The organism is Mesorhizobium sp. WSM4832, from assembly GCF_055811115.1.
The window spans coordinates 282423-304460 of sequence record NZ_JBVVQH010000004.1; the positions used below are offsets into that span (position 1 = coordinate 282423).

At 63.4% G+C, this 22038-nt stretch carries 18 protein-coding genes and 1 pseudogene; 3 read left to right on the forward strand and 16 right to left on the reverse strand.

Annotated elements, in window-relative coordinates; translation table 11 throughout:
• The gene (locus tag AC0L2L_RS08385) at window positions 1-735 is read left to right on the forward strand and encodes a glutathione S-transferase family protein (RefSeq protein WP_473577460.1); all 735 of its coding nucleotides are present in this window, start codon (window positions 1-3) and stop codon (window positions 733-735) included.
• On the opposite strand, the gene AC0L2L_RS08390 is transcribed toward AC0L2L_RS08385, so the two are convergent.
• Together AC0L2L_RS08390 and AC0L2L_RS08395 are read right to left on the reverse strand one after the other, a co-directional pair.
• Window positions 689-1945, reverse strand: coding sequence for an FAD-dependent oxidoreductase (locus tag AC0L2L_RS08390; protein ID WP_473577461.1), 1257 nt, complete (start codon window positions 1943-1945; stop codon window positions 689-691). The two genes, AC0L2L_RS08385 and AC0L2L_RS08390, sit on opposite strands and share 47 nt — an antisense overlap.
• Window positions 1946-1991: 46 nt before the next feature.
• Window positions 1992-2402: a winged helix-turn-helix transcriptional regulator gene (locus tag AC0L2L_RS08395; RefSeq protein WP_473577462.1), complete on the reverse strand. Its 411-nt coding sequence runs from the start codon at window positions 2400-2402 to the stop codon at window positions 1992-1994.
• 134 nt (window positions 2403-2536) lie between these two features.
• On the opposite strand from AC0L2L_RS08395, the gene AC0L2L_RS08400 reads away from it, so the two are divergent.
• Window positions 2537-3430: an SDR family oxidoreductase gene (locus AC0L2L_RS08400; RefSeq protein ID WP_473577463.1), complete on the forward strand. Its 894-nt coding sequence runs from the start codon at window positions 2537-2539 to the stop codon at window positions 3428-3430.
• A gap of 35 nt (window positions 3431-3465) precedes the next feature.
• On the opposite strand, the gene AC0L2L_RS08405 is transcribed toward AC0L2L_RS08400, so the two are convergent.
• The 4 genes from AC0L2L_RS08405 to AC0L2L_RS08420 all read right to left on the reverse strand — a co-directional run bounded on the left by AC0L2L_RS08405 (window position 3466) and on the right by AC0L2L_RS08420 (window position 9401).
• The gene (locus AC0L2L_RS08405) at window positions 3466-4506 is read right to left on the reverse strand and encodes an SDR family oxidoreductase (protein WP_473577465.1); all 1041 of its coding nucleotides are present in this window, start codon (window positions 4504-4506) and stop codon (window positions 3466-3468) included.
• A 92-nt stretch (window positions 4507-4598) separates the two neighbouring features.
• The gene (locus AC0L2L_RS08410) at window positions 4599-6515 is read right to left on the reverse strand and encodes a potassium transporter Kup (protein ID WP_473577466.1); all 1917 of its coding nucleotides are present in this window, start codon (window positions 6513-6515) and stop codon (window positions 4599-4601) included.
• A gap of 145 nt (window positions 6516-6660) precedes the next feature.
• Window positions 6661-8574: a potassium transporter Kup gene (locus AC0L2L_RS08415; RefSeq protein ID WP_027169039.1), complete on the reverse strand. Its 1914-nt coding sequence runs from the start codon at window positions 8572-8574 to the stop codon at window positions 6661-6663.
• 86 nt (window positions 8575-8660) lie between these two features.
• Window positions 8661-9401, reverse strand: a complete 741-nt coding sequence (locus AC0L2L_RS08420) for a pyridoxine 5'-phosphate synthase (protein ID WP_473577467.1) — start codon at window positions 9399-9401, stop codon at window positions 8661-8663.
• Window positions 9402-9504: 103 nt separating this feature from the next.
• On the opposite strand from AC0L2L_RS08420, the gene AC0L2L_RS08425 reads away from it, so the two are divergent.
• The gene (locus AC0L2L_RS08425; protein ID WP_473577468.1) at window positions 9505-9906 is read left to right on the forward strand and encodes a SpoIIAA family protein; all 402 of its coding nucleotides are present in this window, start codon (window positions 9505-9507) and stop codon (window positions 9904-9906) included.
• Window positions 9907-9918: 12 nt separating this feature from the next.
• Here AC0L2L_RS08425 and AC0L2L_RS08430 read toward each other — a convergent pair whose 3' ends face one another.
• The 10 genes and pseudogenes from AC0L2L_RS08430 to AC0L2L_RS08475 all read right to left on the reverse strand — a co-directional run bounded on the left by AC0L2L_RS08430 (window position 9919) and on the right by AC0L2L_RS08475 (window position 21684).
• Complete coding sequence (locus tag AC0L2L_RS08430; RefSeq protein ID WP_473577470.1) at window positions 9919-11046, reverse strand: ATP-dependent DNA helicase; 1128 nt, start codon at window positions 11044-11046, stop codon at window positions 9919-9921.
• Window positions 11047-11213: 167 nt separating this feature from the next.
• Window positions 11214-12089: pseudogene (locus tag AC0L2L_RS08435) on the reverse strand (translation factor GTPase family protein); the annotation flags it as partial.
• Window positions 12090-12221: 132 nt separating this feature from the next.
• The gene (locus tag AC0L2L_RS08440) at window positions 12222-12587 is read right to left on the reverse strand and encodes a nitrile hydratase accessory protein (protein ID WP_473577472.1); all 366 of its coding nucleotides are present in this window, start codon (window positions 12585-12587) and stop codon (window positions 12222-12224) included.
• Complete coding sequence (gene nthB / locus AC0L2L_RS08445) at window positions 12556-13215, reverse strand: nitrile hydratase subunit beta (protein ID WP_473577474.1); 660 nt, start codon at window positions 13213-13215, stop codon at window positions 12556-12558. The genes AC0L2L_RS08440 and nthB overlap by 32 nt, the downstream gene beginning before the upstream one ends.
• Entirely contained in the window at window positions 13212-13817 is a 606-nt protein-coding gene (gene nthA, locus AC0L2L_RS08450) for a nitrile hydratase subunit alpha (protein WP_473577476.1), read from the reverse strand. The genes nthB and nthA overlap by 4 nt, the downstream gene beginning before the upstream one ends.
• A gap of 64 nt (window positions 13818-13881) precedes the next feature.
• Window positions 13882-17040, reverse strand: coding sequence for an efflux RND transporter permease subunit (locus tag AC0L2L_RS08455; protein WP_473577478.1), 3159 nt, complete (start codon window positions 17038-17040; stop codon window positions 13882-13884).
• Entirely contained in the window at window positions 17037-18323 is a 1287-nt protein-coding gene (locus tag AC0L2L_RS08460; protein ID WP_473577479.1) for an efflux RND transporter periplasmic adaptor subunit, read from the reverse strand. The genes AC0L2L_RS08455 and AC0L2L_RS08460 overlap by 4 nt, the downstream gene beginning before the upstream one ends.
• Window positions 18324-18536: 213 nt before the next feature.
• The gene (locus AC0L2L_RS08465; protein WP_473577481.1) at window positions 18537-19133 is read right to left on the reverse strand and encodes a LysE family translocator; all 597 of its coding nucleotides are present in this window, start codon (window positions 19131-19133) and stop codon (window positions 18537-18539) included.
• A gap of 111 nt (window positions 19134-19244) precedes the next feature.
• Window positions 19245-19820: an acetolactate synthase small subunit gene (gene ilvN, locus AC0L2L_RS08470; protein WP_027169049.1), complete on the reverse strand. Its 576-nt coding sequence runs from the start codon at window positions 19818-19820 to the stop codon at window positions 19245-19247.
• 82 nt (window positions 19821-19902) lie between these two features.
• On the reverse strand, window positions 19903-21684 hold the full coding sequence (locus tag AC0L2L_RS08475) for an acetolactate synthase 3 large subunit (protein ID WP_473577483.1): 1782 nt from the start codon (window positions 21682-21684) through the stop codon (window positions 19903-19905).
• Window positions 21685-22038 lie beyond the last annotated feature (354 nt).

Here is a 22038-nt window from a genome sequence, read left to right on the forward strand (position 1 = left end):
ATGACCGCCAAGTTCACCCTCGCAAAGCTCACCCTCGTCAGCCATCACCTGTGCCCCTACGTCCAGCGCGCGGCGATCTCGCTTGCCGAGAAGGGCGTGGCGTTCGAGCGGGTCGATGTCGATCTTTCCAGCAAGCCCGACTGGTTCAAGGCGATCTCGCCGCTCGGCAAAGTGCCGTTGCTCCGCGTTCGACGCGATGGGGGTGAAGAGGTCATTTTTGAATCCGCCGTCATTCTCGAATTCCTCGAAGAGACGGAGGCCAATCCGCTGCACCCCGCCGATCCGTTGGAACGGGCAAGGCATCGCTCCTGGATCGAATTCGGCTCGGCCATGCTCAATGCCATCGGCCGCTTCTATTCCGCCTCTGATGAAGCTGCGTTCTTCAAGGAAAGCCAAGCTCTGTCCGAGATGTTCGCGCGCGTGGAGGCCGAACTGTCGGCAAGGCAAAGTGGTCCGTGGTTCGCCGGCGAGCGCTTCTCGCTGGTCGACGCCGTCTACGGGCCGATCTTCCGCTACTTCGACATTTTCGACCGTATCGGCGATTTCGGCATCCTCGACGGCAAGCCGCTCGTCCAGGCCTGGCGCAAGGCCTTGGGCGAACGCCGATCGGTGAAGGAAGCCGTCGGCACGGATTATCCCCGGCGGCTGAATGCCTTCCTTCGGGCAAAAAGCTCTTATCTGTCCGAGATCATTCGGCGGCAGGCCATTGCAACTCCGCAAGCCCGATCCGCCTGAACGGGTCGATCACCGTCCCGGCGACCATGGCGGCGAGGAATTGTGGTCCCGGCGGAATTCTCGCCAGCGCCGCCACCATACGGTCGCGGACGAAGGGCAAGGTTAGGGAGTCCGATTGGTAGAACGGTGTCAGCGACAGCGACAGCGCCTGGAAGACACGCACATGCCAGCGACGCGCCTTGGCATAGGTTTCAAGCGCTGCCTCGACACTATCCGCCCGCGCCAGTGCATGGCTGAGCGCCGCCGCGTCGAGCAGCGCCATGTTGGCCCCTTGCCCGAGCTGTGGGCTGGTCGAATGGGCGGCATTGCCAATGACGGCCAGCCTGCGGCCCATCGGAAGCTTCATCGTGTGGTGGCCATAGCGTGCCAGCGAAAGCTGGTCGAAACTGTCGATCTGACTGGTGAATGCCCCGCTCCGCGGCCACAGGCGGACCACCTTCTCCTTCCAGGCATCAAGGCCAAGGCTGCGCACCGCGTCGGCATCGGCCGGCTTCAGGCTCCAGAAGAAAGCTGCCATCGTTCCGGCACCGGGTTCCGGCCGGCCGATCGGCAGCACGCCGATCATCACGCTGGCTCGGTCGTAGCGCTGCAGGAGCGCGTGCTCGTCAAAACCTTCGCGCCAGCCGAGCGAGGCCCAGAACGCGCCATAGGCGAGCGGTCGTGGTACGCCTGCATTGCCCGCGCATTGCCGCAGCTTCGAGCGCGAACCGCTGGCGTCGATGACCAGATCGAACGGTCCTGCCCTTCGTCCCTCGCCAAAAATCACCGTTGCCCGTTCGCCGGCCTCCACGGTTTCGATCTCGACGCCGGTTTCGATGGCGATCGCCTCGCGCCGGACGGCGCGAAAGAGCACGCCGAACAATGCCGCCCGGTGTACCGCGAGCCCGAAGCGGCGGCCGCGCCGCGCGTCGTATCGGACTTCGAGCACGGTGCGGCCGGTCGAGGCATCAGCGCCATGCAGGCGATCGATGCGAGCGCCGAGCGCAACTATGTCGTCAAGCAGGCCGAGATCGGCCAGAACCGTCAAGCCGGTCGGCTGCAGGATCAGCCCGGAGCCGACGGGCTTGGGCTCTTCGAAGCGCTCGAAGATGGTGACCCTGTGCCCGGCACGCTTGAGATAGAGCGCCATGGCGAGCCCTGCCGGACCCGCGCCTGCAATTGCGATATCGTAGGAAATGCCGATGCCCCCAAGCCGAACCGGCCGGGACAATCCTTCAGCCAACGGGCGAAATCAAGTCGCGGCGCCGTCCAGAGGCTTACGCTTGGGCGGCATCAAAATCGGCGCGCGCCGCGCGCACCGCATCATGGTTGAGTTCGGCCCACAGAATCAATTGATGAAAGGCGCCGAACATCGAGCGCCCGAGATCGGTCAGGCTGTATTCGACGCTCGGCGGTTTGGTCGGGAACACCTCACGATGCACGTAGCCATCGCGCTGGAGATCGTACAGCGTCTGGGTCAGCATGCGCTGCGAAATGTCGGGCACAAGGCGCCTCAACTCGCCGAAGCGATAGGGTCTTTCAGCCAGCGCCATCATCAGTAGCGATCTCCATTTGCCGCTGACGCCCTGGATGACTTCACGAACCGGACAATTGGCAATGTTGCCGCCCCCGCTTATCGCTTTGTAGATCTCCATCTTCGATTTCAGATTGATGATCTTGCCGTCCATGGCTGGTTCCCTGTCTGTGCCTACCTCCCGAAAAACTGCCTTCTTTACGGCACCGGGTCAATTCCTATTTTAGTGCTGGTCTCTTTCTGAGACTACCACTCGACCGCTTTTGCGGCGCAATGTCAGGATCCCCCATGACCGAAACCCTCCTCGTTACCGGCGCCTCCGGCCAGCTCGGCCGCGGCGTCATCAACCATCTCCTGGACACGCACAAAGTTCCGCCGGCAATGATCATCGCCACCACACGCAATCCAGAAAGCGTTGCCGATCTGGCGCTGCGCGGCGTCGTCGTCAGGGCCGCCGACTTCAACGACGCGGCCTCGCTGGAAACCGCATTCAAGGGCGCCGACAAGGTGCTGATCATCTCGACCGGCGATCTCGATCTCAAAAGCGGCAGGCGCCTGAAGCAGCACGAAAACGCCGTCGCCGCGGCCAAAAACGCCGGCATTTCGCATCTGCTCTACACCTCGATGCCCAATCCGGAGCCGGGGTCGCCGGTCCTGTTTGCCGATGACCACTACAGCACCGAGCAGGCCATCAAGGCGAGCGGCATCCCCTACACGATCTTCCGCAACGGCTGGTACCAGGAGAACCTGTTCCTGGCGCTGCCGCACGCAATTGCCTCGGGACGCTGGTATACGTCCGCCGGCGAAGGCCGCATTGCGCACGGCGCACGCGATGACATGGCAGCGGCGATCGCCGCCGGCCTCGCTGGCGCCTCAGACGAAAGCAGGACCTACACCTTGACCGGTCCGCACGCCTACACCACGGCCGAAATCGCCGCCTTGGTGAGCGAGGTCACCGGCAAACCGCTCGATGTCGTGCAGGTTCCGGATGAAGCGCTCACCGAAGGGGTAAAGGCATCAGGCGTTCCCGAGGATTTCGCCGAGGTCGTCGTGTCCTTCGACGCCAACACGCGCTCCGGCCGCATCGCCATGGTGACCGACGCGATCGAGACGCTTTCCGGCAGGACGCCAAAGACGCTGAAGCAGTTCCTCGAGGCCAACAAGGCCGCATTGGCTGGCTAAAATCAGCGCGCCTTGGGCATCTCGTCCGGGGCGCGCTATCTCGACTTTTTCAGCAGCCCAAGCCGGATCAGGCTTTCGCCGGTGGCAACCAGTGCATCCTCGCGCGATCGTGGCGTCCAGTCGAGCATGTGCATGGCCTTGGCGCTCGTCGCGTTCCTCGGCTTGCCCAATTCCGTCACGATCTGGGCCGCCTGCCCGTCGAACAGCCCGACGATCCGGACCAGCCAGTCCGGCAGCACCCTGGTCGTAACCCGTGACGCCGCATTGCCCAGCCGCGCTTTCAGCGTCCGCGCGATCTCAAGCATCGTCATGAAATCGCCGCTGATGGCCAGGAACCGCTCCCCCTTGGCGGCGGGATTGGTCATGGCGCGCAGATGCAGGTCCGCGACGTCGCGCACGTCGACCACACCGAACACCATGCGCGGCAGGCCCGGCATCTCGCCATTCATCAGGCGCCTAATGATTTCGGTGGACGTCGAATGATCCGGCCCCAGGACCGGTCCGAAGATACCGACCGGATTGACGACCGCCAGTTCCAGCGCGCCGTCCTGGCTGGCGATGAAGTCCCAAGCCGCCCGCTCGGCAAGCGTCTTCGATTTCACATAGGCGCTCACCTTCTGCGACAGATTGGTCCAGTTCTCTTCCGTGAACGGATGGCCGGCGACCGGCGCCTGGCCATAGCCGATGGCGGCAAAGGAAGACGTGAGCACGACGCGTTCGACACCGGCATCGCGTGCGGCCCGCAGCACGCGCAACGCCCCTTCCCTGGCCGGGACGATCAGGTCGTCCTCATGTTTCGGCACACCGGGCGGGAACGGCGAGGCAACGTGAAGGACGTACCGACATCCGGCCACCGCTTCCGGCCATCCCTTGTCGGTCATCAGATCGGCATGGGCGAATGAAAGCGCATCGCCTGGCTCGACGCCGCCAACCTTCAACATCGCAAGAACATCGGCCTCGCGCTTGGCGGAGCGCACCGTGGTGCGCACGCGATAGCCCGCTTGGAGCAACGCCAGGATGCAGTGAGCTCCGAGGAAGCCGGACCCGCCGGTGACAAGCACCAATTCGCCGCTCATGCCCGCCTCCCTCCAGGGCAATCCGGGGGCGGCGCGCAGCGCTGTCCGTCAGGGATTGCGTAACGCTGAACTACCCTATGCGGCGCAGTCTTTCAGATCGCGACCTGCGTGCCAATCTCCACCACGCGCCCGGTGGGAATCTGGAAATACTCCGTCGCGTCCGACGCCGTTTTCGCCAGGCCGATGAACAGCCTGTCCTGCCAGATCGGCATGCCGGAATTGGGCGAGGCCTTGAGCGAACGCCGCGACAGGAAGAACGACGTCGTCATGATGTCGAACTTCCAGCCCTGCTTGCGGCATATCGCCAGCGCTCGGGGAATGTTGGGCTGCTCCATATAGCCGAAGGTCAGCGTCACCCGCATGAACAGCTCGTTGACCGTCTCCAGCTTCACGCGCTCGCTGTCGGGCACGACCGGCTGCGGCGCCGTCACCACCGACAGGATGACGTTCTTTTCATGCAGCACCTTGTAGTGCTTGAGACTGTGCATCAGCGCCGTCGGCGCGCTCAGCGGATCGCTAGTCAGGAACACGGCCGTGCCCGAGACGAGCTGCGGCTTTTTCTTCAAGAGATTCGCCGCCAGGAAGTCGAGCGGGATCTCGTTGCGGCGCGTCTTGTCGAACAGATAGCGGCTGCCGCGCACCCAGGTCCACATGCCGAGGATGATGGCGAAAGCCACCGCCAGCGAAGCCCAGCCGCCTTCGAACACCTTGACGATGTTTGAAGCGAAAAAGCCGATGTCGATGAAGGCAAACAGCACCGTCAGCGCCACAGCGCGCCACAGCGGCCATTTCCAGATCCGGGTCATGATGACGAACAACAGCGCCGTCGTCACCAGCATGTTGCCGGTGACCGAGATGCCATAGGCCGACGCGAGCCTGCTGGACTCGCCGAAGCCGACCACCAGCAGCATCACCACCAGCGCCAGGAGCATGTTGACGCGCGGCATATAAACCTGCCCGGACTGCCTTTCCGACGTATGCAGGATTTCGAGCCGAGGCAGCATGTTGAGCTGCACCGCCTGCCTGGTCAGCGAATAGGCGCCGGAAATGACAGCCTGGCTGGCGATCACGGTCGCTGCCGTCGCCAGCACCACCATGGGGATGAGCGCCCAGCCCTCGTTCATTTCGAAGAAGGGATGGCCAACCGTGCCGCCCTTGGCCAGCACATAGGCGCCCTGCCCGGCATAGTTCAAAAGCAGGCAGGGAAAAACGATCGCCAGCCATGCCAGCACGATCGGCTTGCGGCCGAAATGGCCGAGGTCGGCATAGAGCGCCTCGGCACCGGTGACGGCCAGGAAGACGGCACCGATGGTTACAAAGGACACGTCGGGCGAATTGATCAGGAAGGCGACGATATAATGCGGGCTGATTGCCAAGAGGATTTCAGGGTCATTGATGATGTGCTTGAGCCCGGACAGCCCGATGGCGAGAAACCAGACCGCTGTCACTGGGCCGAACACCAGGCCTACGCCGCCGGTGCCAAACCTCTGCACGGCAAACACCATGGCCAGAATGACCAGTGTCAGCGGCACGACATAGGGCTGGAAGGCAGGTGTGACGACGTTCATGCCTTCAACCGCCGACAGCACGGAGATCGCGGGCGTGATAACGGCATCGCCGAAAAACAGCGACGCGCCGATGATGCCGATGCCAAGGATGATCGCCGAGCGCGTCGAGAAACTGCCCCGCGCCAGCGCCATCAGCGACAGCACGCCGCCCTCGCCGCGGTTGTCGGCGCGCAGCACGAACATGATGTATTTGACGGTAACCGTGATCGTCAGCGACCAGATGATCAGCGACAAAACGCCAAGGATGTCGGCCCGATTGGCCACATCGCCGCCGGACGAGGCATGCAAGGCCTCGCGAAACGCGTAAATAGGGCTGGTGCCGATATCGCCATAGACGACGCCCAGCGCACCCAGCATCAGCACTTTGGTGCTGTGTTGCTTTATTTCCGGGTGGCTCGATTGGTCGACGGGTTCTGCCTCAGCGCCATTGGCAAGGGCCATGGACGACACTCCGATAAACGCGCGGTGCTCTACGCTTGCTGCAGTGCAATATCAAGTGCCCTGACGTAAGGGCTCCCATGTCGCCGACGCACGGCTTTCCGTGCACGGAACAGCCGGCCTCTTCATCCGGCGCAAATCCGGCTCGTCAGATGGCGACCTGTGTGCCGATCTCTACCACGCGCCCGGTGGGGATCTGGAAATATTCCGTCGCATCCGCAGCCGAGCGCGCCAGGCCGATGAACAGCCGGTCCTGCCAGACCGGCATGCCGGAATTGGGCGAAGCCTTCAGTGAGCGCCGTGACAGGAAGAACGACGTGGTCATGATGTCGAACTTCCAGCCCTGCTTGCGGCATATCGCCAGCGCCCGTGGAATGTTGGGCTGCTCCATATAGCCGAAGGTCAGCGTCACCCGCATGAACAGCTCGTTGACCGTCTCCATCTTGACGCGCTCGCTGTCGGGCACCACCGGCTGCGGCGCCGTCACCACGGAGAGAATGACATTCTTTTCGTGCAGCACCTTGTAGTGCTTCAGGCTGTGCATGAGCGCGGTCGGCGCGCTGAGCGGATCGCTGGTCAGGAACACGGCCGTGCCCGATACGAGCTGCGGCTTCTTCTTCAGGAGATTCGTCGCCAGGAAGTCGAGCGGGATCTCGTTGCGGCGCGTCTTATCGAAAAGGTAGCGGGTTCCACGGATCCAGGTCCACATGATCAGGCCCATAAGGCAAGCGACCGTGATCGACACCCAGCCGCCCTCGACGATCTTGACGACATTGGCCGAGAAGAAGCCGAGATCGATGACGCCGAACAGCATCGCCAGCGCCAGTGCCGGCGCCAGCTGCCATTTCCACAGCCAGCGCATGACGACGAACAACAGGATCGTCGTCATCAGCATCTCGCCGGTCACCGAAATGCCATAGGCGGCGGCAAGCGCGCTCGAGCTGCCGAAACCGACGACCAGAAGCATCACGCCGAGCGCGACCAGCAGATTGACCCTCGGCATATAGATCTGCCCGCTCTGCATCTCGGAAGTGTGCTGCACTTCGATGCGGGGCAGAAGATTGAGCTGCACCGCCTGCCGGGTCAGCGAGAAGGCGCCGGAAATGACGGCCTGGCTGGCGATGACGGTGGCCGCCGTCGCCAGGCCGACCATCGGCATCAGCGCCCATTCGGGCAGCATCTGGAAGAACGGATTGGTGGGCTTGCCGCCATGCGAGAGCACGAAGGCGCCCTGCCCGAAATAATTCAGCAGCAGGCAAGGGAAAACGATTGCAAACCAGGCCATCACGATCGGCTTGCGGCCGAAATGACCAAGGTCGACATAGAGCGCCTCGGCGCCGGTGACCGCCAGGAAAACGGCGCCGACGGTTACGAAGGCCCCGGTTGGCGTGGTGGCCAGATAATAGATCGCGTAATACGGATTGATCGCCAGGAAAACCGATGGATCATCGACGATGTGGTAGAGGCCGGCGGCGCCGATCGCCACGAACCATATCGCCGTAATCGGTCCGAATACCGCCGCCACCTTGCCCGTGCCGAAGCGCTGCACGGCGAAAAGCACCGCCAGGATGACCAGCGTGATCGGAACCACAAAGGCATCGAGCGCCGGTGTGACGACCTTCAGGCCTTCAACCGCCGACAGCACGGAGATCGCCGGCGTGATAATCGAATCGCCGAAGAACAATGCCGCGCCGCAAAGGCCGATCACCAGGATGAGTTTGGAGCCTGGAGGGTAGGCGCTGCGCGCCAGCGCCATGAGCGACAGCGTGCCGCCCTCGCCCTTATTGTCGGCCCTGAGCACGAAGGCGACATATTTGATCGTGACGATGATGGTGAGCGCCCAGACGATCAGCGACAGCACGCCGAGCACATCATGGCGGGCAACCGAACTCGACGACGCATGCAGCGCCTCGCGGAAGGCGTAGATCGGGCTCGTGCCGATGTCACCGTAGACGACGCCCAGCGCGCCAAGCATGAGCACCTTGGTGCTGTGCTGCCGCTCGGTCTCGGCATGGCTCGAGCGTTCGAGGGATTCTGTTTCGCTGGCGTTGGCTAGCACCATGAACCCCATTTTATCAGATTCGCCACGCTCCGAGGTCGCCACAACGCGCGGGATCCGCCGAAACAGCCGGAGCTACGCAAGGCACCCTACCATCCGCAGGCCTTCAAGAACCGCCCAACCGTGCCGGCCATGCCATACTCCAGCGCATCCGCTGTCAACCCATGTCCAATCGATACTTCGGCCAATGCCGGAATGCGTTTGGCCAGTGCCGGCAGGTTGTCAACGGTCAGGTCGTGGCCGGCATTGACGCCAAGCCCGGCCGCGAATGCGGCATCAGCGGCTTTTCCCAGTCTTTCCAATTCTTTCGCCGCCTTTGCGGAATCGGAATGGAAGCCGCCATACGGGCCGGTATAGAGCTCGACGCGGTCGGCGCCGGTGTCGCGAGCCGCATTCACACCCGCAGGATCCGCGTCGGAAAACAGCGACACACGGAACCCGCCTTTCTTCAGCCGCTTGACGATCGGTGTCAGGAACGCCGCCTGGGCGACGAAGTTCCAGCCGTGGTCCGATGTCGCTTGCGCCGGGTCGTCCGGCACCAGCGTCACCTGCTCGGGCTGGTTCTTCTCGACAAGCGCCAGGAAATCCTCGGTCGGATAGCCCTCGATGTTGAATTCCGCCTTGGGAAACTCATCGTCGATCAGTGCCCTGATCTCGGGCAGGTCGGAATGCCTTGTGTGCCGCTCGTCAGGCCTGGGATGCACCGTCAGCCCGTGCGCGCCGGCGGCAAGGGCGATGCGGCCAAGCCCGGTGACGCTCGGCCATGGCAGGTCGCGGCGGTTGCGCAGCATGGCGACGGCGTTGAGATTGACCGAAAGCTTGGCGGGCATGAACTGGGGTCCAGTGGATCGGCGGGCATCTATACCGCCTTTGCAGGGAACAGATAGAGGGTTTCGGGTGTTCCAGGGGATAGATGGAGGCTAACGTAAGGATTTGCCACTGAATTTCCTCGAAGCCGTGCCGGCGATCCGCCGCATCGAGACCAATCGCGACGCGCTCTTCGCCATCGACGTCGTCGGCGATGTCACGCCGGCCGATGCGGAAAACCTGTTCGGCCTGCTTGAGGCCGCCTACGCGCTCCATCCCAGGATCGACGTGCTGGTGCGACTGACCGACGAGGAAAGCGTGGACTGGGCCAATATTTCGAAAGACACGCTTCGCCAAGGCGTCGCCGACGCGCTGCAACATGTCGTTCGTTGCGCGGTCATAGGAGAACCGGGATGGACTTCTATCGTCGCCGGCATCTTTCCGAAAACGCTGCCTTTCGAATTCAGACGCTTTGGCGTGGACGATGAGGAAGCCGCCTGGCAGTGGCTTGGCGCGAGGCCAACATGACATCGGCAAACGTCAACGCACGACCGTCAGCCGCTCGGCGGCGCGGGTGATGGCGGTATAGAGCCAGCGCTGCCTGGTCTCCTTGAAGGCCCAGCTCTCGTCGAACAGGACGACATCGTTCCACTGCGAGCCCTGCGCCTTGTGCACGGTCAGCGCATAGCCATAGTCGAAATCGTCGAAACGCTTCTTCTGCTGCCACGGGATCTCGGCATCCGGATCCTCGAAGGCCGCCTTGAGCAGCTTGATCTTGGCGACGCCGCGATCGGGATCGTCCTCTTCCGGCGAAACCAGAAGGTTGATGCCGGGCTTCACCGTCTCGCGCGACGAGGTCATCACCTTCCACAGCGAGCCGTTGAGCAGTCCCTTGGCCGGGTCGTTGCGCAGGCAGACCAGCTTGTCGCCGGCCTGGGGGAAATCGGCATTGAACCCCTTCAGCTCACGCAGCCTTTGATTGTAGCGCCGGCGCGTGCGGTTGGTGCCGACCAGCACCTGGTCGGCCTTGAGCACCAGCTCCTGGTTGACGTCTTCCCTGCCGATCACCTGCGCCGTGCCGTAATCGCCACGCATGAATTCGCGGCCTTCGCGCACGTCGAGCGCCAGCCGGATGATCGGATTGTCGCGCGCCTGGCGGTGGATCTCGGTCAACAGAACGTCAGGCTCATGCTCGGTGAAGAAGCCGCCGCCCGAGATCGGCGGCAGCTGCGCCGGATCCCCAAGCACCAGGATCGGCGTGCCGAAACTCTGGAGGTCGCGGCCGAGCTGCTCGTCGACCATCGAGCACTCGTCGATGACGACGAGCTTGGCGCGCGCGATCGGGCTTTGCCGGTTGAGCGCGAAGGTCGGCGACATCGAGGTCTTGCCGGTGACCTCGTCGGCAACCGATTCCTCGCCCTTTGGCCGGTAGATCAGCGAATGGATGGTGCGGGCGTTGACCGCGCCCTTCGAACGCAGCACCTGCGCCGCCTTGCCGGTGAAGGCGGCGAACTGCACCTGCCCGTCGACATGCTCGGCGAAATAGCGCGCCAGCGTCGTCTTGCCGGTGCCGGCATAGCCGAACAGACGGAAGACCTGCGGCTGGCCCTCCTTGAGCCAGCGGGCGACCGCTTTCAAAGCCTCGTCCTGTTGGGGAGAGAATTCCATCAGCGCGAGAGACCGGATTCGCAAAGGAAAGACAAGACAGCCCCACCATATCGGCCGCCGCCGGTGGCGAACTCAGCGCCTCCGACGCCTTAAACTATCAGGCGCCAGCGAGAACGTAAAGGGAACGAACCTTGTCGTGCGTGAGTTGGATTCGAGCGGCGTGGAAATCAGGCAACAACCATCGCGGCCGGCGGGTCGCGATCGTCGGGCGGCAGGGGAACCGGAGCGTATCCGGCGTAGCTGACAATCAAACGCGCTTGCCCTTGCGAACGCGACCGGAGCGTATCCTCGAGCTTGAGCATGTTTGCGAGCGGCACAAGCGCATCGACGACGATCTCCATGCCCCTGGTTTCTTGGCTCTCGATCTTGCCGCGCCAGTTCTTGAGATCGCTGACGATGTCTCCGACATAATCTTGCGGCGTCACCACCTCGACCCTCATTATCGGCTCCAGCAACTGCACGCCAAGCTTCGGCGCTGCCTCCTTGAAACAGGCGCGGCTGGCTATCTCGAAAGCGGAAGCCGAAGAGTCGGAATCCTGACAGGCGCCGTCAACCAACGTCGCCTTGATGCCGATCATCGGGAAGCCCGCGAAAGGACCCGCGCGCAGCATGGTTCGCAGCCCGGTCTCGACCCCTGCTGCATATTCGGCGGGAACCGCACCACCGACGATCTTGGACCCAAAGACGAGGTCAGCATTCTGCCCGTTCGGCTCGAACGCAATCTTGACGCGGGCGAACTGTCTCTGGCCGGCGAATATCCTCTTGTGCGTGTAATCCTGTTCGCGGGCGCGGGTGATCGTCTCGCGATAGGCCACTTGCGGAGCACCAACATTCACGCCTATCTCGAACTCATCGCGCAGGCGGTCGACGATGATACCCAGCTGATCTTCATCCCTGCCGGCGATGATCGTCTGGCCGGATTCCTCGTCCCATGTAACGCGGAAGTCGGGGTCCTCGTCGGCTAGCTTCGACAAGGCAATACGCGTCTTTTCCTCGTCGGCCTTAGACTTCGGCTCGATCGCGATTTGCAGCAAAGGCCATGGTGCGCCAGATATTTTTGTCATGAATACATGGTCGCAGGCGGTCCGAATATTTGCAACCAAGTGCCAGAACGAAATCCGGACTGAGGTAACAGAAGGCTAAACTGACCTATTTGGGCCGGCTGCCGCAGCCTGTTATCCGGGCCCTGGATCATTCTCCAGCAGGATTGGCTTGCCGTGTGGCGTCGCATGCGCGGCGCGTTCCCAGGCGGCGGCGAGTTCATCGACCTCGCGCTTGCGGACGACACCCTTCCTGGACAAAAGCTTTTCCAGCGCCGCCAGCCAATGCTCGTAATAGTCATGCCCGTCGCTCGCCGCGCCCGGCTTCTTCACTTCGGCGGATAAGGCCTCGGCCCATTCGCTCCACGAGAACAGGCCCTTGTCGTGCAGCGCCACGGTCAGGGCGAAGGCTTCGGCCTGCCACGGCTCAGAAAACACCGGCTCGTCGAAACCCGCCGGCAATTCGGCCTCACGCTGGCTCAAGATAGCTCTCCCAGGCATCGATCGAGACGCTGAGCGTCGGGTCGGCGCCCTCGCCCCAGATTTCGGCCCCGTCGAACACCACCGTATAGACCCATTGCGGGTTCTCGCCCCGGCCGTGCGCGTTGCTGTCGGGGAAGACGAAGCCGTCGCGCACGGCCTCGATCGTCCCGTTCCTGCCGCGCGCGTAGCGCGGCAGGCGCGTATGCCCGGTCGGGTTGAAGTTCTTCGTCCGTACGCGGTCGCCAGCGCGAAAACGCGCCGGCGTGGCGACGGGCCGGTCGCACGGCCCGCCCTTGGCCAGCACCTCAGGCACGTCGGCCGCTTTCAGCACCCTTTTCGGCGTCGCGGCAGGATCGACGGCCTTGCCGGCTGCAAGATCGCGCTCCGTGACGAAGCCGTGGCGCTTCAGGAGCGTTTCCAGCGCCTTGATCCAGATCTGGTAGTAGCTCGAGGAATAGTAATCGGCGGGATGCAGCGATTCCCGCGCATGCCGGCTCTCGTCGATATTCCACGCCCCCATGCCGCCGGCGGTCAACGTGACGCCAAGCGCGCGTCTCTCCCATGCGGCGTGAAAATAAGGCTCGTCCTTCTCGGGCGCGACCGGCCCGAAACCCATCTGCCCGCCGAGATCCTGCGGCCCGTTCATATCGGCTCCTTGGCCAGCGCCGTGCCGATCATCGCGTCGCGGCTGACCAGATCGGCAAGTTGCTCCTCGCTCCAGCCCTCCGTGCCCTTCGGCTGCATCGGCACCACGAGATAGCGAAGCTCGGCGGTCGAATCCCAGACGCGGATCTTCTTGGACCTAGGCAATGTCAGCCCGAATTCCTCCAGCACGCCACGCGGGTCGATCACCGCCCGCGAACGGTAAGGCGGCGCCTTGTACCAGACCGGCGGCAGGCCGAGCACCGACCACGGATAGCAGGAGCAGAGCGTGCAGACGACGAGGTTGTGCGTCTCCTCGGTGTTGAACACGGCCTGCATGTGCTCGCCCTGGCGGCCGGTATAGGAAAGCGAGGCGATCGCCGCCGTCGCGTCGCGTTTCAGCCAGTCGGCGTAAGCCGGATCGCTCCACGCCTTCGCCACCACACGTGCGCCGTTGCGCGGACCGATTTTCGTCTCGTATGTATCGACGATGACGTCGATGGCCGCTGGATCGATCAGGCCCTTTTGGGTCAGGATCGTCTCCAGCGCGCGCACGCGCGCCGCGAACAGGTCGAGCTCGTTGTCGTGGTCATGATCGTGCGACATGACGCAAGATTACGATTGCCGGCCTGCCCTCGCAAGCGCCGCGCCTTAGGCCAGAAGCAGCTGCCTATTCGGCCGCAATCTTTTTCGGTTCGGCTTCTTCCTCGGCATCGAACAGCGAACCCTGCTCGCTGCTTTCGACCGCGTGCAACGCGGGCCGGCTCTTCCTCGACGAGAAGCTGAGCAGCCAGCCGGAGAAATTCTCGAAATAGACGTAGATCACCGGCGTGACGAACAGCGTCAGCGCCTGCGAGGCGAGCAGGCCGCCGACCACGGCAACGCCCAGCGGCTGGCGCAATTCGGCGCTGGCGCCGGTGCCGAGCGCGATCGGGAACGTGCCCATCAACGCCGCCAGCGTCGTCATCATGATCGGCCGGAAGCGCATCAGGCAGGCCTTGTGGATGGACTCCTTCGCCGACATGCCCTGTCGCCTGAGTTCCAGCGCGACATCGACCATCATGATGCCGTTCTTCTTGACGATGCCGATCAGCATGAGGATGCCGATCACCGCGATCACCGACAGATCCATGCCGGCGAAGCGCAGCGCCACCACTGCCCCCAGCACCGCCGACGGCAGGCCGGTAAGGATGGTGAGCGGGTGGATGAAGCTCTCATAGAGTATGCCGAGCACGATGTAGATCGTCAGGATGGCGCCGCCGATCAACAGGCCCTGGTTGGCCAGCGAATCCTGGAAGGTCTTGGCGGTGCCGGCGAAGGTCGTCGAGATCGCCGTCGGCATGCCGATCTGCTCTTTCAACTGCTCGATGCGGGTCACCGTGTCGCCGAGCGAGACACCCTGCGGCAGATTGTAGGAGATCGTCACCGCCGGCAGCTGGCCGAGCTGGTTCAAGGTCAGCGCGCCTGCCGTGCGATCGACATGCGCGAAGGCGCCGAGCGGCACCAGGCTGCCGCTCGCCGTCCTCACCTGGATGGCCAGCATCCGCTCCGGCGACCACGCGATCTTCGGATCGAGCTCGGTGATGACCTCATAGCTGTCGGCCGAACCGAAGATGGTCGAAACCTGGTCGGTGCCGAATCCGCCATAGAGGGCCGAGCGCAGAGTGCTGGTGTCGACGCCAAGCTGCGCGGCCTTGTCGCGGTCGACCACCAGGCTCGCCTGCAAGGCATTGTTCTGCAGGTCGCTGGTGACGTCGGTGAAATTCGTGTGGTCCGCCGCCATCGCGTCATTGAGCTTCTGCGCCCAGATATCGGTCTGCCCGGTATCGAGGCCCTGAACCACAAGCTGGTAGGCGCTGGCGGACGAGCGCGAACCCAGCCTCAGGTTCTGAACCGGCTGCATATAAGCCTCGATGCCCGCCACGCCGGCCAGTTGGCGCCTCAGATCCGAAAGCACCTTCTCGATGTTGGGACGCTGATCCTTACCCTTGAGCTGGACGAAGAGCTGGCCCTGGTTGAGCGCGTTGTTGCCGCTGCCTGCCGACCAGGCCACGTGGTCGACATAGGGCGACTTCGAGAACACATTTGCCACCTGCCCCTGCAGCTTTGCCATGGCGTCGAACGAGATGTCCTGGCGCGCAATGGTGGTCACCGATATCTGGCCGATATCTTCCTGCGGGAAGAAGCCCTTCGGCGAGACCTGGATCACCCACACCGACGCCGCGGCAGTCGCGATGAAGACCAGGAAGATCAGGAAGGTGTGGCGCAGGCAGAAGCTCAGCAGCCAGTCATAAATGCGGGTGACGATGTCGTGCCTGTGGCCCGCGCCATGCGCCTCGCGATCGGCTTTGGTCACCGACAACAGCCGCGAGCACAGCATCGGCGTCAGCGTCAACGATACGAACATGGAGGCCAGGATGGCGACGGTCACAACGACCGCGAATTCGTTGAAGATGCGGCCGATGACACCGCCCATCAGAAGCACCGGGATGAACACCGCCACCAGCGAGATCGAGATCGAGATGATGGTGAAGCCGATCTCGCGCGCGCCCTTCAGCGATGCGTCGAAGGCCGACAGCCCGTCCTCCTCCATGTGGCGGAAGATGTTTTCGAGCATGACGATGGCGTCGTCGACGACGAGGCCGACCGCGAGCGTCAGGCCCATCAGCGAGATATTGTCGATCGAGAAGCCGAACAGGAACATCGCGCCGAGGGTGGCGATCAGCGAGATCGGCACCGCGACTGCCGGGATGATCGTCGCCGTTACCCTGCGCAGGAATACGAAGATCACCATCACCACCAGCGCGATGGTCAAAAGCAGCGTGAACTGAACGTCATCGACAGCCTGGCGGATCGAGGTCGAGCGGTCATTGAGCAGCTTGATCTGGGCGGCGGCCGGCATCTGGTCCTGGAAGGTGGGCAGCATCGCCTTGACCTTGTCGACGACGTCGACAGTGTTGGCGTCGGGCTGGCGCTGCACGGCCATGATGATCGCGCGGGTACCGTCGTACCAACTTGCGGTCGTCGTGGTCTGCACCGAATCGACGACACGGGTCACCTCGCCCAGCCGCACCGGGTGGCCGTTCTTGGTGGCGATGATCAGGTTGGAGAACCCGGCGGCATTGTCGAGCAGGGTGTTGGCGGTGATGGTGAGCTGCTGCTTGTCGTTCTGCAGCACGCCGAGCGGCGTGTTGCTGTTGGCCGAGGCGACCGCCGCCTGCAACTGATCGATCGAGATGCCGCGCGCGGCGAGCGCTGTCGGATCGATCTGGATGCGCACCGCGTATTTCTGCTGGCCGAAGATCGAGACCTGCGCCACGCCGTCGATGGTCGACAGCGACGGCGAGATGACGTTTTCAGCAAAGGCGTCGAGATCGGTGAGCGGAACCGTGTCGCTGACCAGCGACATCAAAAGGATCGGTGCGTCGGCCGGATTGACCTTGCGATAGCTTGGCGGCGCGGTCATCTCGGGCGGCAGCGATCTTTGCGTGCGCGCGATCGCGGCCTGCACGTCCGCGGCCGCCGCGTCGATGTCTCGGTTGAGCACGAACTGGATGGCGATCGAGGTCTGGCCGAGCGAGTTGGTGGTCGAGATCGAATCGATGCCGGCGATGGTGGAGAACTGCTTGATCAGCGGCGTCGCCACGGAAGTCGCCATCGTCTCCGGCGAAGCGCCGGGCAGTTGGGCCGAGACGTTGACCACCGGAAACTCGGCGCTCGGCAGCGCTGCGACCGGCAGGAACTTGTAGGCAAAGATTCCGCCCAGCACGAGGGCGAACGACATCAGGAGGGTGGCGACAGGCTTGCGGATGCAGAATGCAGAGATCATTGGGCAGCCCCGCCGGCCTTGTCGGCCTCCGCAACCTTGGGCGATGCCTTGTCACCGGATCCGGATGCGTTGCCTTCATGCACCGGCGCGCCGTTCTTCAATCTGGTCTGGCCCTCGACGACGACCTTCTCGCCGCTCTTCAGGCCGCCGCTGATGGCGCTGTTCGCGCCGTCCGTCAGCGCCACCTGTACCGGACGCATCTCGACGGTGTTGTCCGGCTTGACGACATAGACGAACGGCCCCTTCTGACTGGGCTGCACCGCAACCGTCGGAACCGAGGTCATCTGCGGCATCGTGCCGGCGTCGAGCACGACGTTCACATACTGGCCGGGCCACAGCGAAAGATCCGCGTTCGGTATGCTCGCCCGCGTGGCGATGGTGCCGGAGGCCGTATCGACGCTGGAATCGACGAAGTCGAGCGCGCCCTTGCCTATCGGCGTCGGATCGCCGTCCTTGGTCAGCGTCACGCCTCCTTGCTGCGGGTCGGCGAGCGCCTTGTGCAGCAAGGCAAGGTCACTTTCCGGCAGAGTGAAATTCACCTGCAGCGGATCCATCTGCGTGATGGTGACAAGCGGCGTCGTGCTGCTCGAGTTGCCGTTGCTGGTGGTGACGAGATCGCCGACCGAGACGTTGACGGCGCCCAACCGGCCCGAGATCGGCGCCAGGATGGTCGCATAGCTCAATTGCACGGTGTCAGCATCGATCGTGGCCTTGTCGGCATCGATGGTCGCGGCCGCGGACTTTTGCGCCGCCAGCGCCTGGTCGTAAGTCTGCTGCGTGCCCGCCTGCTTGGCGACGAGATCCTTGGCACGCTGCAGATCGGCCTGGGCGCTCACCAGCATCGCCTGGTCTTTGGCCAGCGCCGCCTGGTCCTTGGCCAGTTGCGCCTTCAGCGCGCGATCGTCGAGCGAAAGCAGGACATCGCCCGCCTTGACCATCTGCCCGTCCTTGACCGCGATCGACACGATCTGGCTGGAAACCCGGGCATTGATGCTCACCACCGCCGGGGAAGAGACGAAGCCGATGGCGTAGCGGCGGATCGGGAAATCGGCGGTCGTTGCGGTGGCGGAAACGATCGAGGCGGAGCGCGCGCCGCCGCCTTTCGCATTATCCGAGGCGTTGGCCGTCTTGTCGCCGCTCGCCGCCTTGTCCGTGCTGGCCGCGTCAGCTTGCTTGCCCGAAACCAGCTGCTGGACCTTGGCCAACGTCGTCGGCGAAAAGTAGAGGCCGGCGCCCGCCAGGCAGGCGACCGCTACAACTGCAAAGGCGATTTTTCCGCGCATCGACAACAGCCCTCTAACCGACACGCCGATCCCGGTGGTCCATTTTAGCTCGATTCACGACCCTGTGCCGCGATTTTCGCCGAATAGATAGGACAAGGCTTTGGCGGAAAAGGGTCAAACCGCGGCATTACGAAGATTTAATGTGCAGTGCACAATCGTTGGGCAGCCGGCTAGCGTGCCGCAACCGGGCCGCCCATCGGTCCGAAAATGAGCTCAGCGGAGCATCGGCCACAGCGTCGCGGCGAGCAGCACACCCATGGCGATATTGAACCATTTCAGCCGCGCCGGATCCGACAGGAAGCCGCGCAGCGCCGTGCCGAAGCCGGCCCAGATGGACACGCTGGGCAGGTTGACGATGGTAAAGGCGATCGCGATCAGCGCCACCGAGACGAACGGGTGATCGGGATTGGTGTAGACGGCCATGGCGGTGATCGCCATCACCCACGCCTTGGGGTTGACCCACTGGAAGGCCGCGGCATCGATGAAGCGCATCGGCTGCCCTTCCGCCCCTTTTCCATCGCTCATCGAGCGCGACATGGCGATCTTCCAGGCGAGGTAGAGCAGGTAGGCGGCGCCCGCGATTTTCAGCGCCGTATGCAGCGCCGGGACGGCCGTCAGCACCGCGCCGAGCCCCAAGCCAACGGCCAGCAGCAGGACCAGGAAGCCGATGCTGATGCCGAGCATGTGCGGAACCGTCCTGGCGATGCCGAAATTGACGCCGGAAGCCAGCAGCATCAGGTTGTTCGGCCCCGGCGTGATCGAAGTCACTAAGGCGTAGACCAACAGTGCGAGGAATGCGTCAACCGACATGGTATCCTCCCAGATATGTCAGGCTTACTGTCCTGTTAGCAAACGCGCAAAAGCCAGAAGCAAGCAACCGCCGGGCCAAAAGTTGAAAACGGCTGGTGCCGATCGTCCTGATCACATTCCCTGCGGACCGCGATTCATCGCGGCCACGCCGGTGCGGCAGATCTCGACCAGGCCAAGCGGCTTCATGATGGCGATGAACTGGTCGAGCTTCGAGCCCTTGCCGGTGATCTCGAAGATGAAATGCTCGGTGTTGGCGTCGATGACCGAGGCGCGGAAAGCATCCGCAAGGCGGAGCGCCTCGACGCGGGCATCGCCCGTGCCGGCGACCTTGACCAGCGCGAGCTCGCGTTCCAGCGGCCGCTCCTGCCCAAGCTCATGCGAGCGGACGGTCAGGTCGACGACCCGGTGCACCGGCACGATGCGTTCGAGCTGGTGCTTTATCTGCTCCATCACATGCGGCGTGCCGCGCGTCACGATGGTGATGCGCGACAGATGCTTCTCATGCTCGGTCTCGGAAACGGTAAGGCTTTCGATGTTATAGCCACGGCCCGAGAACAGGCCGATAACGCGGGCAAGCACGCCCGGCTCGTTATCGACCAGCACGGAAAGCGTGTGCGTTTCCGGCTTCTCGGTTTCCTTGGCGATGAAGTAGGCGGAACCGGTCGGTTGAAGGTGCTGTGCGTTCATGAGGTGAATCTCGATTTCAGACTTTTGAGCTAATTCTCTGTTTGCGCACGGCTTCTCGCGACAGCCCTGCCATGACGGCTGCCTAAACCAGTTCCCTGCCCTTGGCGTCGATGGCGTTCGCCACCGCTTCGTCGGTCGCCTCGTCGGGCAGGAGCATCTCGTTGTGCGCCTTGCCGGACGGGATCATCGGGAAGCAGTTGGCCAAAGTCGCCACGCGGCAATCGAACAGCACCGGCTTCTTGACCGAGATCATCTCCTTGATCGCGTCGTCGAGCTCGTCCGGCTTGTCGCAGCGGATGCCGTGACCGCCATAGGCTTCCGCCAGCTTGACGAAGTCCGGCATCGCCTCGGTGTAGGAGTGCGACAGCCGGTTGCCATGCAGCAGCTGCTGCCATTGGCGCACCATGCCCATATACTGGTTGTTGAGGATGAAGATCTTGATCGGCGCCTCGTACTGCACCGCCGTGCTCATCTCCTGCATCGTCATCTGCACCGAAGCGTCGCCGGCGATGTCGACGACCAGCGCATCGGGATGCGCGATCTGCACGCCGAGCGCGGCCGGCAGGCCGTAGCCCATCGTGCCAAGTCCACCGGAGGTCATCCAGCGGTTCGGCTTGTCGAAGTGGTAGTGTTGCGCCGCCCACATCTGGTGCTGGCCGACCTCGGTGGTGATGTAGGTGTCCATGTCCTTGGTCAGTTCGTAGAGCCGCTGGATCGCGTATTGCGGCATGATGACGTCGCTGTTCATCCTGTAGGCAAGCGAATCCCGCGCGCGCCACTTCGCGATCTGCTCCCACCACGGATAGAGCGCCTTCTTGTCGGTCTTGGCGGTCGCCCGCCACAGCCGCACCAGATCCTCCAGCACGCGGCCGACATCGCCGATGATCGGCACATCGGTGTGGACGTTCTTGTTGATCGAAGACGGGTCGATGTCGATGTGGATCTTCTTCGAGTTCGGCGAAAAGGCATTCAGCCGGCCGGTGATACGGTCATCGAAACGCGCGCCGATGCAGATCATCACGTCGCAATCGTGCATCGCCATGTTGGCTTCGTAGGTGCCGTGCATGCCGAGCATGCCGAGCCAGTTCTTGCCCGACGCCGGATAGGCGCCGAGACCCATCAGCGTCGAGGTGATCGGGAAGCCGGTGAGGTCGACCAGCTCGCGCAGCAGATGGCTGGCTTCCGGGCCGGAATTGATGACGCCGCCGCCGCTGTAGATGATCGGCTTCTTCGCGCCGGCCATCAGCTCGACGGCAGCCTTGACCTTCTCCAGGTCGCCCTGGACCTTGGGCTGGTAGCTGGTGCGCGGCGCCGTCTGCGGCGGCACGTAGACGCCCTTGGCGAACTGCACGTCCTTTGGGATGTCGACCACGACCGGGCCGGGACGGCCGGTGGTCGCGACATGGAACGCCTCATGGATAGTGGCGGCGAGCTCGTTGACGTCCTTCACCAGCCAGTTGTGCTTGGTGCAGGGCCGCGTGATGCCGACCGTGTCGCATTCCTGGAAGGCGTCGGAGCCGATCAGCGAGGTCGGCACCTGGCCGGTGAGGCAGACCAGCGGGATGGAATCCATCAGCGCGTCCTGCAACGGCGTCACCGCGTTGGTGGCGCCGGGACCGGAGGTCACCAGCATGACGCCGGCCTTGCCGGTCGAGCGCGCATAGCCTTCCGCGGCGTGGCCCGCGCCCTGCTCGTGCCGGACCAGAATGTGCTCGACATCGTCTTGTTGGAAAATCTCATCGTAAATTGGGAGAACCGCGCCGCCCGGATAGCCGAAGACATGCTTGACGCCATTGTCCTTCAGCGCCTGCACCACCATTTCGGCACCCGTCATTTCGCGCCGCTCGTTCTGTCCGTTGCTCATCGGTCTGGTCCCGTACTTGTCCGCCGTCTGGCGATTGCTGGTCGTTTAGTTGGATTTCAGGCAATAAAAAAGGCCCCCGAGGGAGCCTGTGTGATGCGCATGGGAGGTTTTCGCCCGGCGGTTACACCGCCTTGCCCACGCGCTTTCCTACGAGAATGAGTGCCGTTTTCATGGTCGCGGACACTAGAGGCGGGTGCGGCTGCCTGTCAACGGCAAAAATGACGCCTTTGCGCCCCTTGCCGGCCCAAGCCATTGAAAACGCGCCAAACTATTGGAGGGCGTGACGCCTCGCAGGTTTTGCCGAAATACTTTGCGGATGCCGGAAGCCCAATCCGGCGGCGCGCTCACCCAAGA

Excerpts from the sequence above, each read along its gene's own strand:
- AC0L2L_RS08385 (WP_473577460.1), top strand. The coding sequence starts at position 1 with ATGACCGCCAAGTTCACCCTCGCAAAGCTCACCCTCGTCAGCCATCAC.
- AC0L2L_RS08395 (WP_473577462.1), bottom strand. The coding sequence starts at position 2,402 with ATGGACGGCAAGATCATCAATCTGAAATCGAAGATGGAGATCTACAAA.
- AC0L2L_RS08400 (WP_473577463.1), top strand. The coding sequence starts at position 2,537 with ATGACCGAAACCCTCCTCGTTACCGGCGCCTCCGGCCAGCTCGGCCGC.
- AC0L2L_RS08405 (WP_473577465.1), bottom strand. The coding sequence starts at position 4,506 with ATGAGCGGCGAATTGGTGCTTGTCACCGGCGGGTCCGGCTTCCTCGGA.
- AC0L2L_RS08410 (WP_473577466.1), bottom strand. The coding sequence starts at position 6,515 with ATGGCCCTTGCCAATGGCGCTGAGGCAGAACCCGTCGACCAATCGAGC.
- AC0L2L_RS08415 (WP_027169039.1), bottom strand. The coding sequence starts at position 8,574 with ATGGTGCTAGCCAACGCCAGCGAAACAGAATCCCTCGAACGCTCGAGC.
- AC0L2L_RS08420 (WP_473577467.1), bottom strand. The coding sequence starts at position 9,401 with ATGCCCGCCAAGCTTTCGGTCAATCTCAACGCCGTCGCCATGCTGCGC.
- AC0L2L_RS08430 (WP_473577470.1), bottom strand. The coding sequence starts at position 11,046 with ATGGAATTCTCTCCCCAACAGGACGAGGCTTTGAAAGCGGTCGCCCGC.
- AC0L2L_RS08440 (WP_473577472.1), bottom strand. The coding sequence starts at position 12,587 with ATGCCTGGGAGAGCTATCTTGAGCCAGCGTGAGGCCGAATTGCCGGCG.
- nthB (WP_473577474.1), bottom strand. The coding sequence starts at position 13,215 with ATGAACGGGCCGCAGGATCTCGGCGGGCAGATGGGTTTCGGGCCGGTC.
- nthA (WP_473577476.1), bottom strand. The coding sequence starts at position 13,817 with ATGTCGCACGATCATGACCACGACAACGAGCTCGACCTGTTCGCGGCG.
- AC0L2L_RS08455 (WP_473577478.1), bottom strand. The coding sequence starts at position 17,040 with ATGATCTCTGCATTCTGCATCCGCAAGCCTGTCGCCACCCTCCTGATG.
- AC0L2L_RS08460 (WP_473577479.1), bottom strand. The coding sequence starts at position 18,323 with ATGCGCGGAAAAATCGCCTTTGCAGTTGTAGCGGTCGCCTGCCTGGCG.
- AC0L2L_RS08465 (WP_473577481.1), bottom strand. The coding sequence starts at position 19,133 with ATGTCGGTTGACGCATTCCTCGCACTGTTGGTCTACGCCTTAGTGACT.
- ilvN (WP_027169049.1), bottom strand. The coding sequence starts at position 19,820 with ATGAACGCACAGCACCTTCAACCGACCGGTTCCGCCTACTTCATCGCC.
- AC0L2L_RS08475 (WP_473577483.1), bottom strand. The coding sequence starts at position 21,684 with ATGAGCAACGGACAGAACGAGCGGCGCGAAATGACGGGTGCCGAAATG.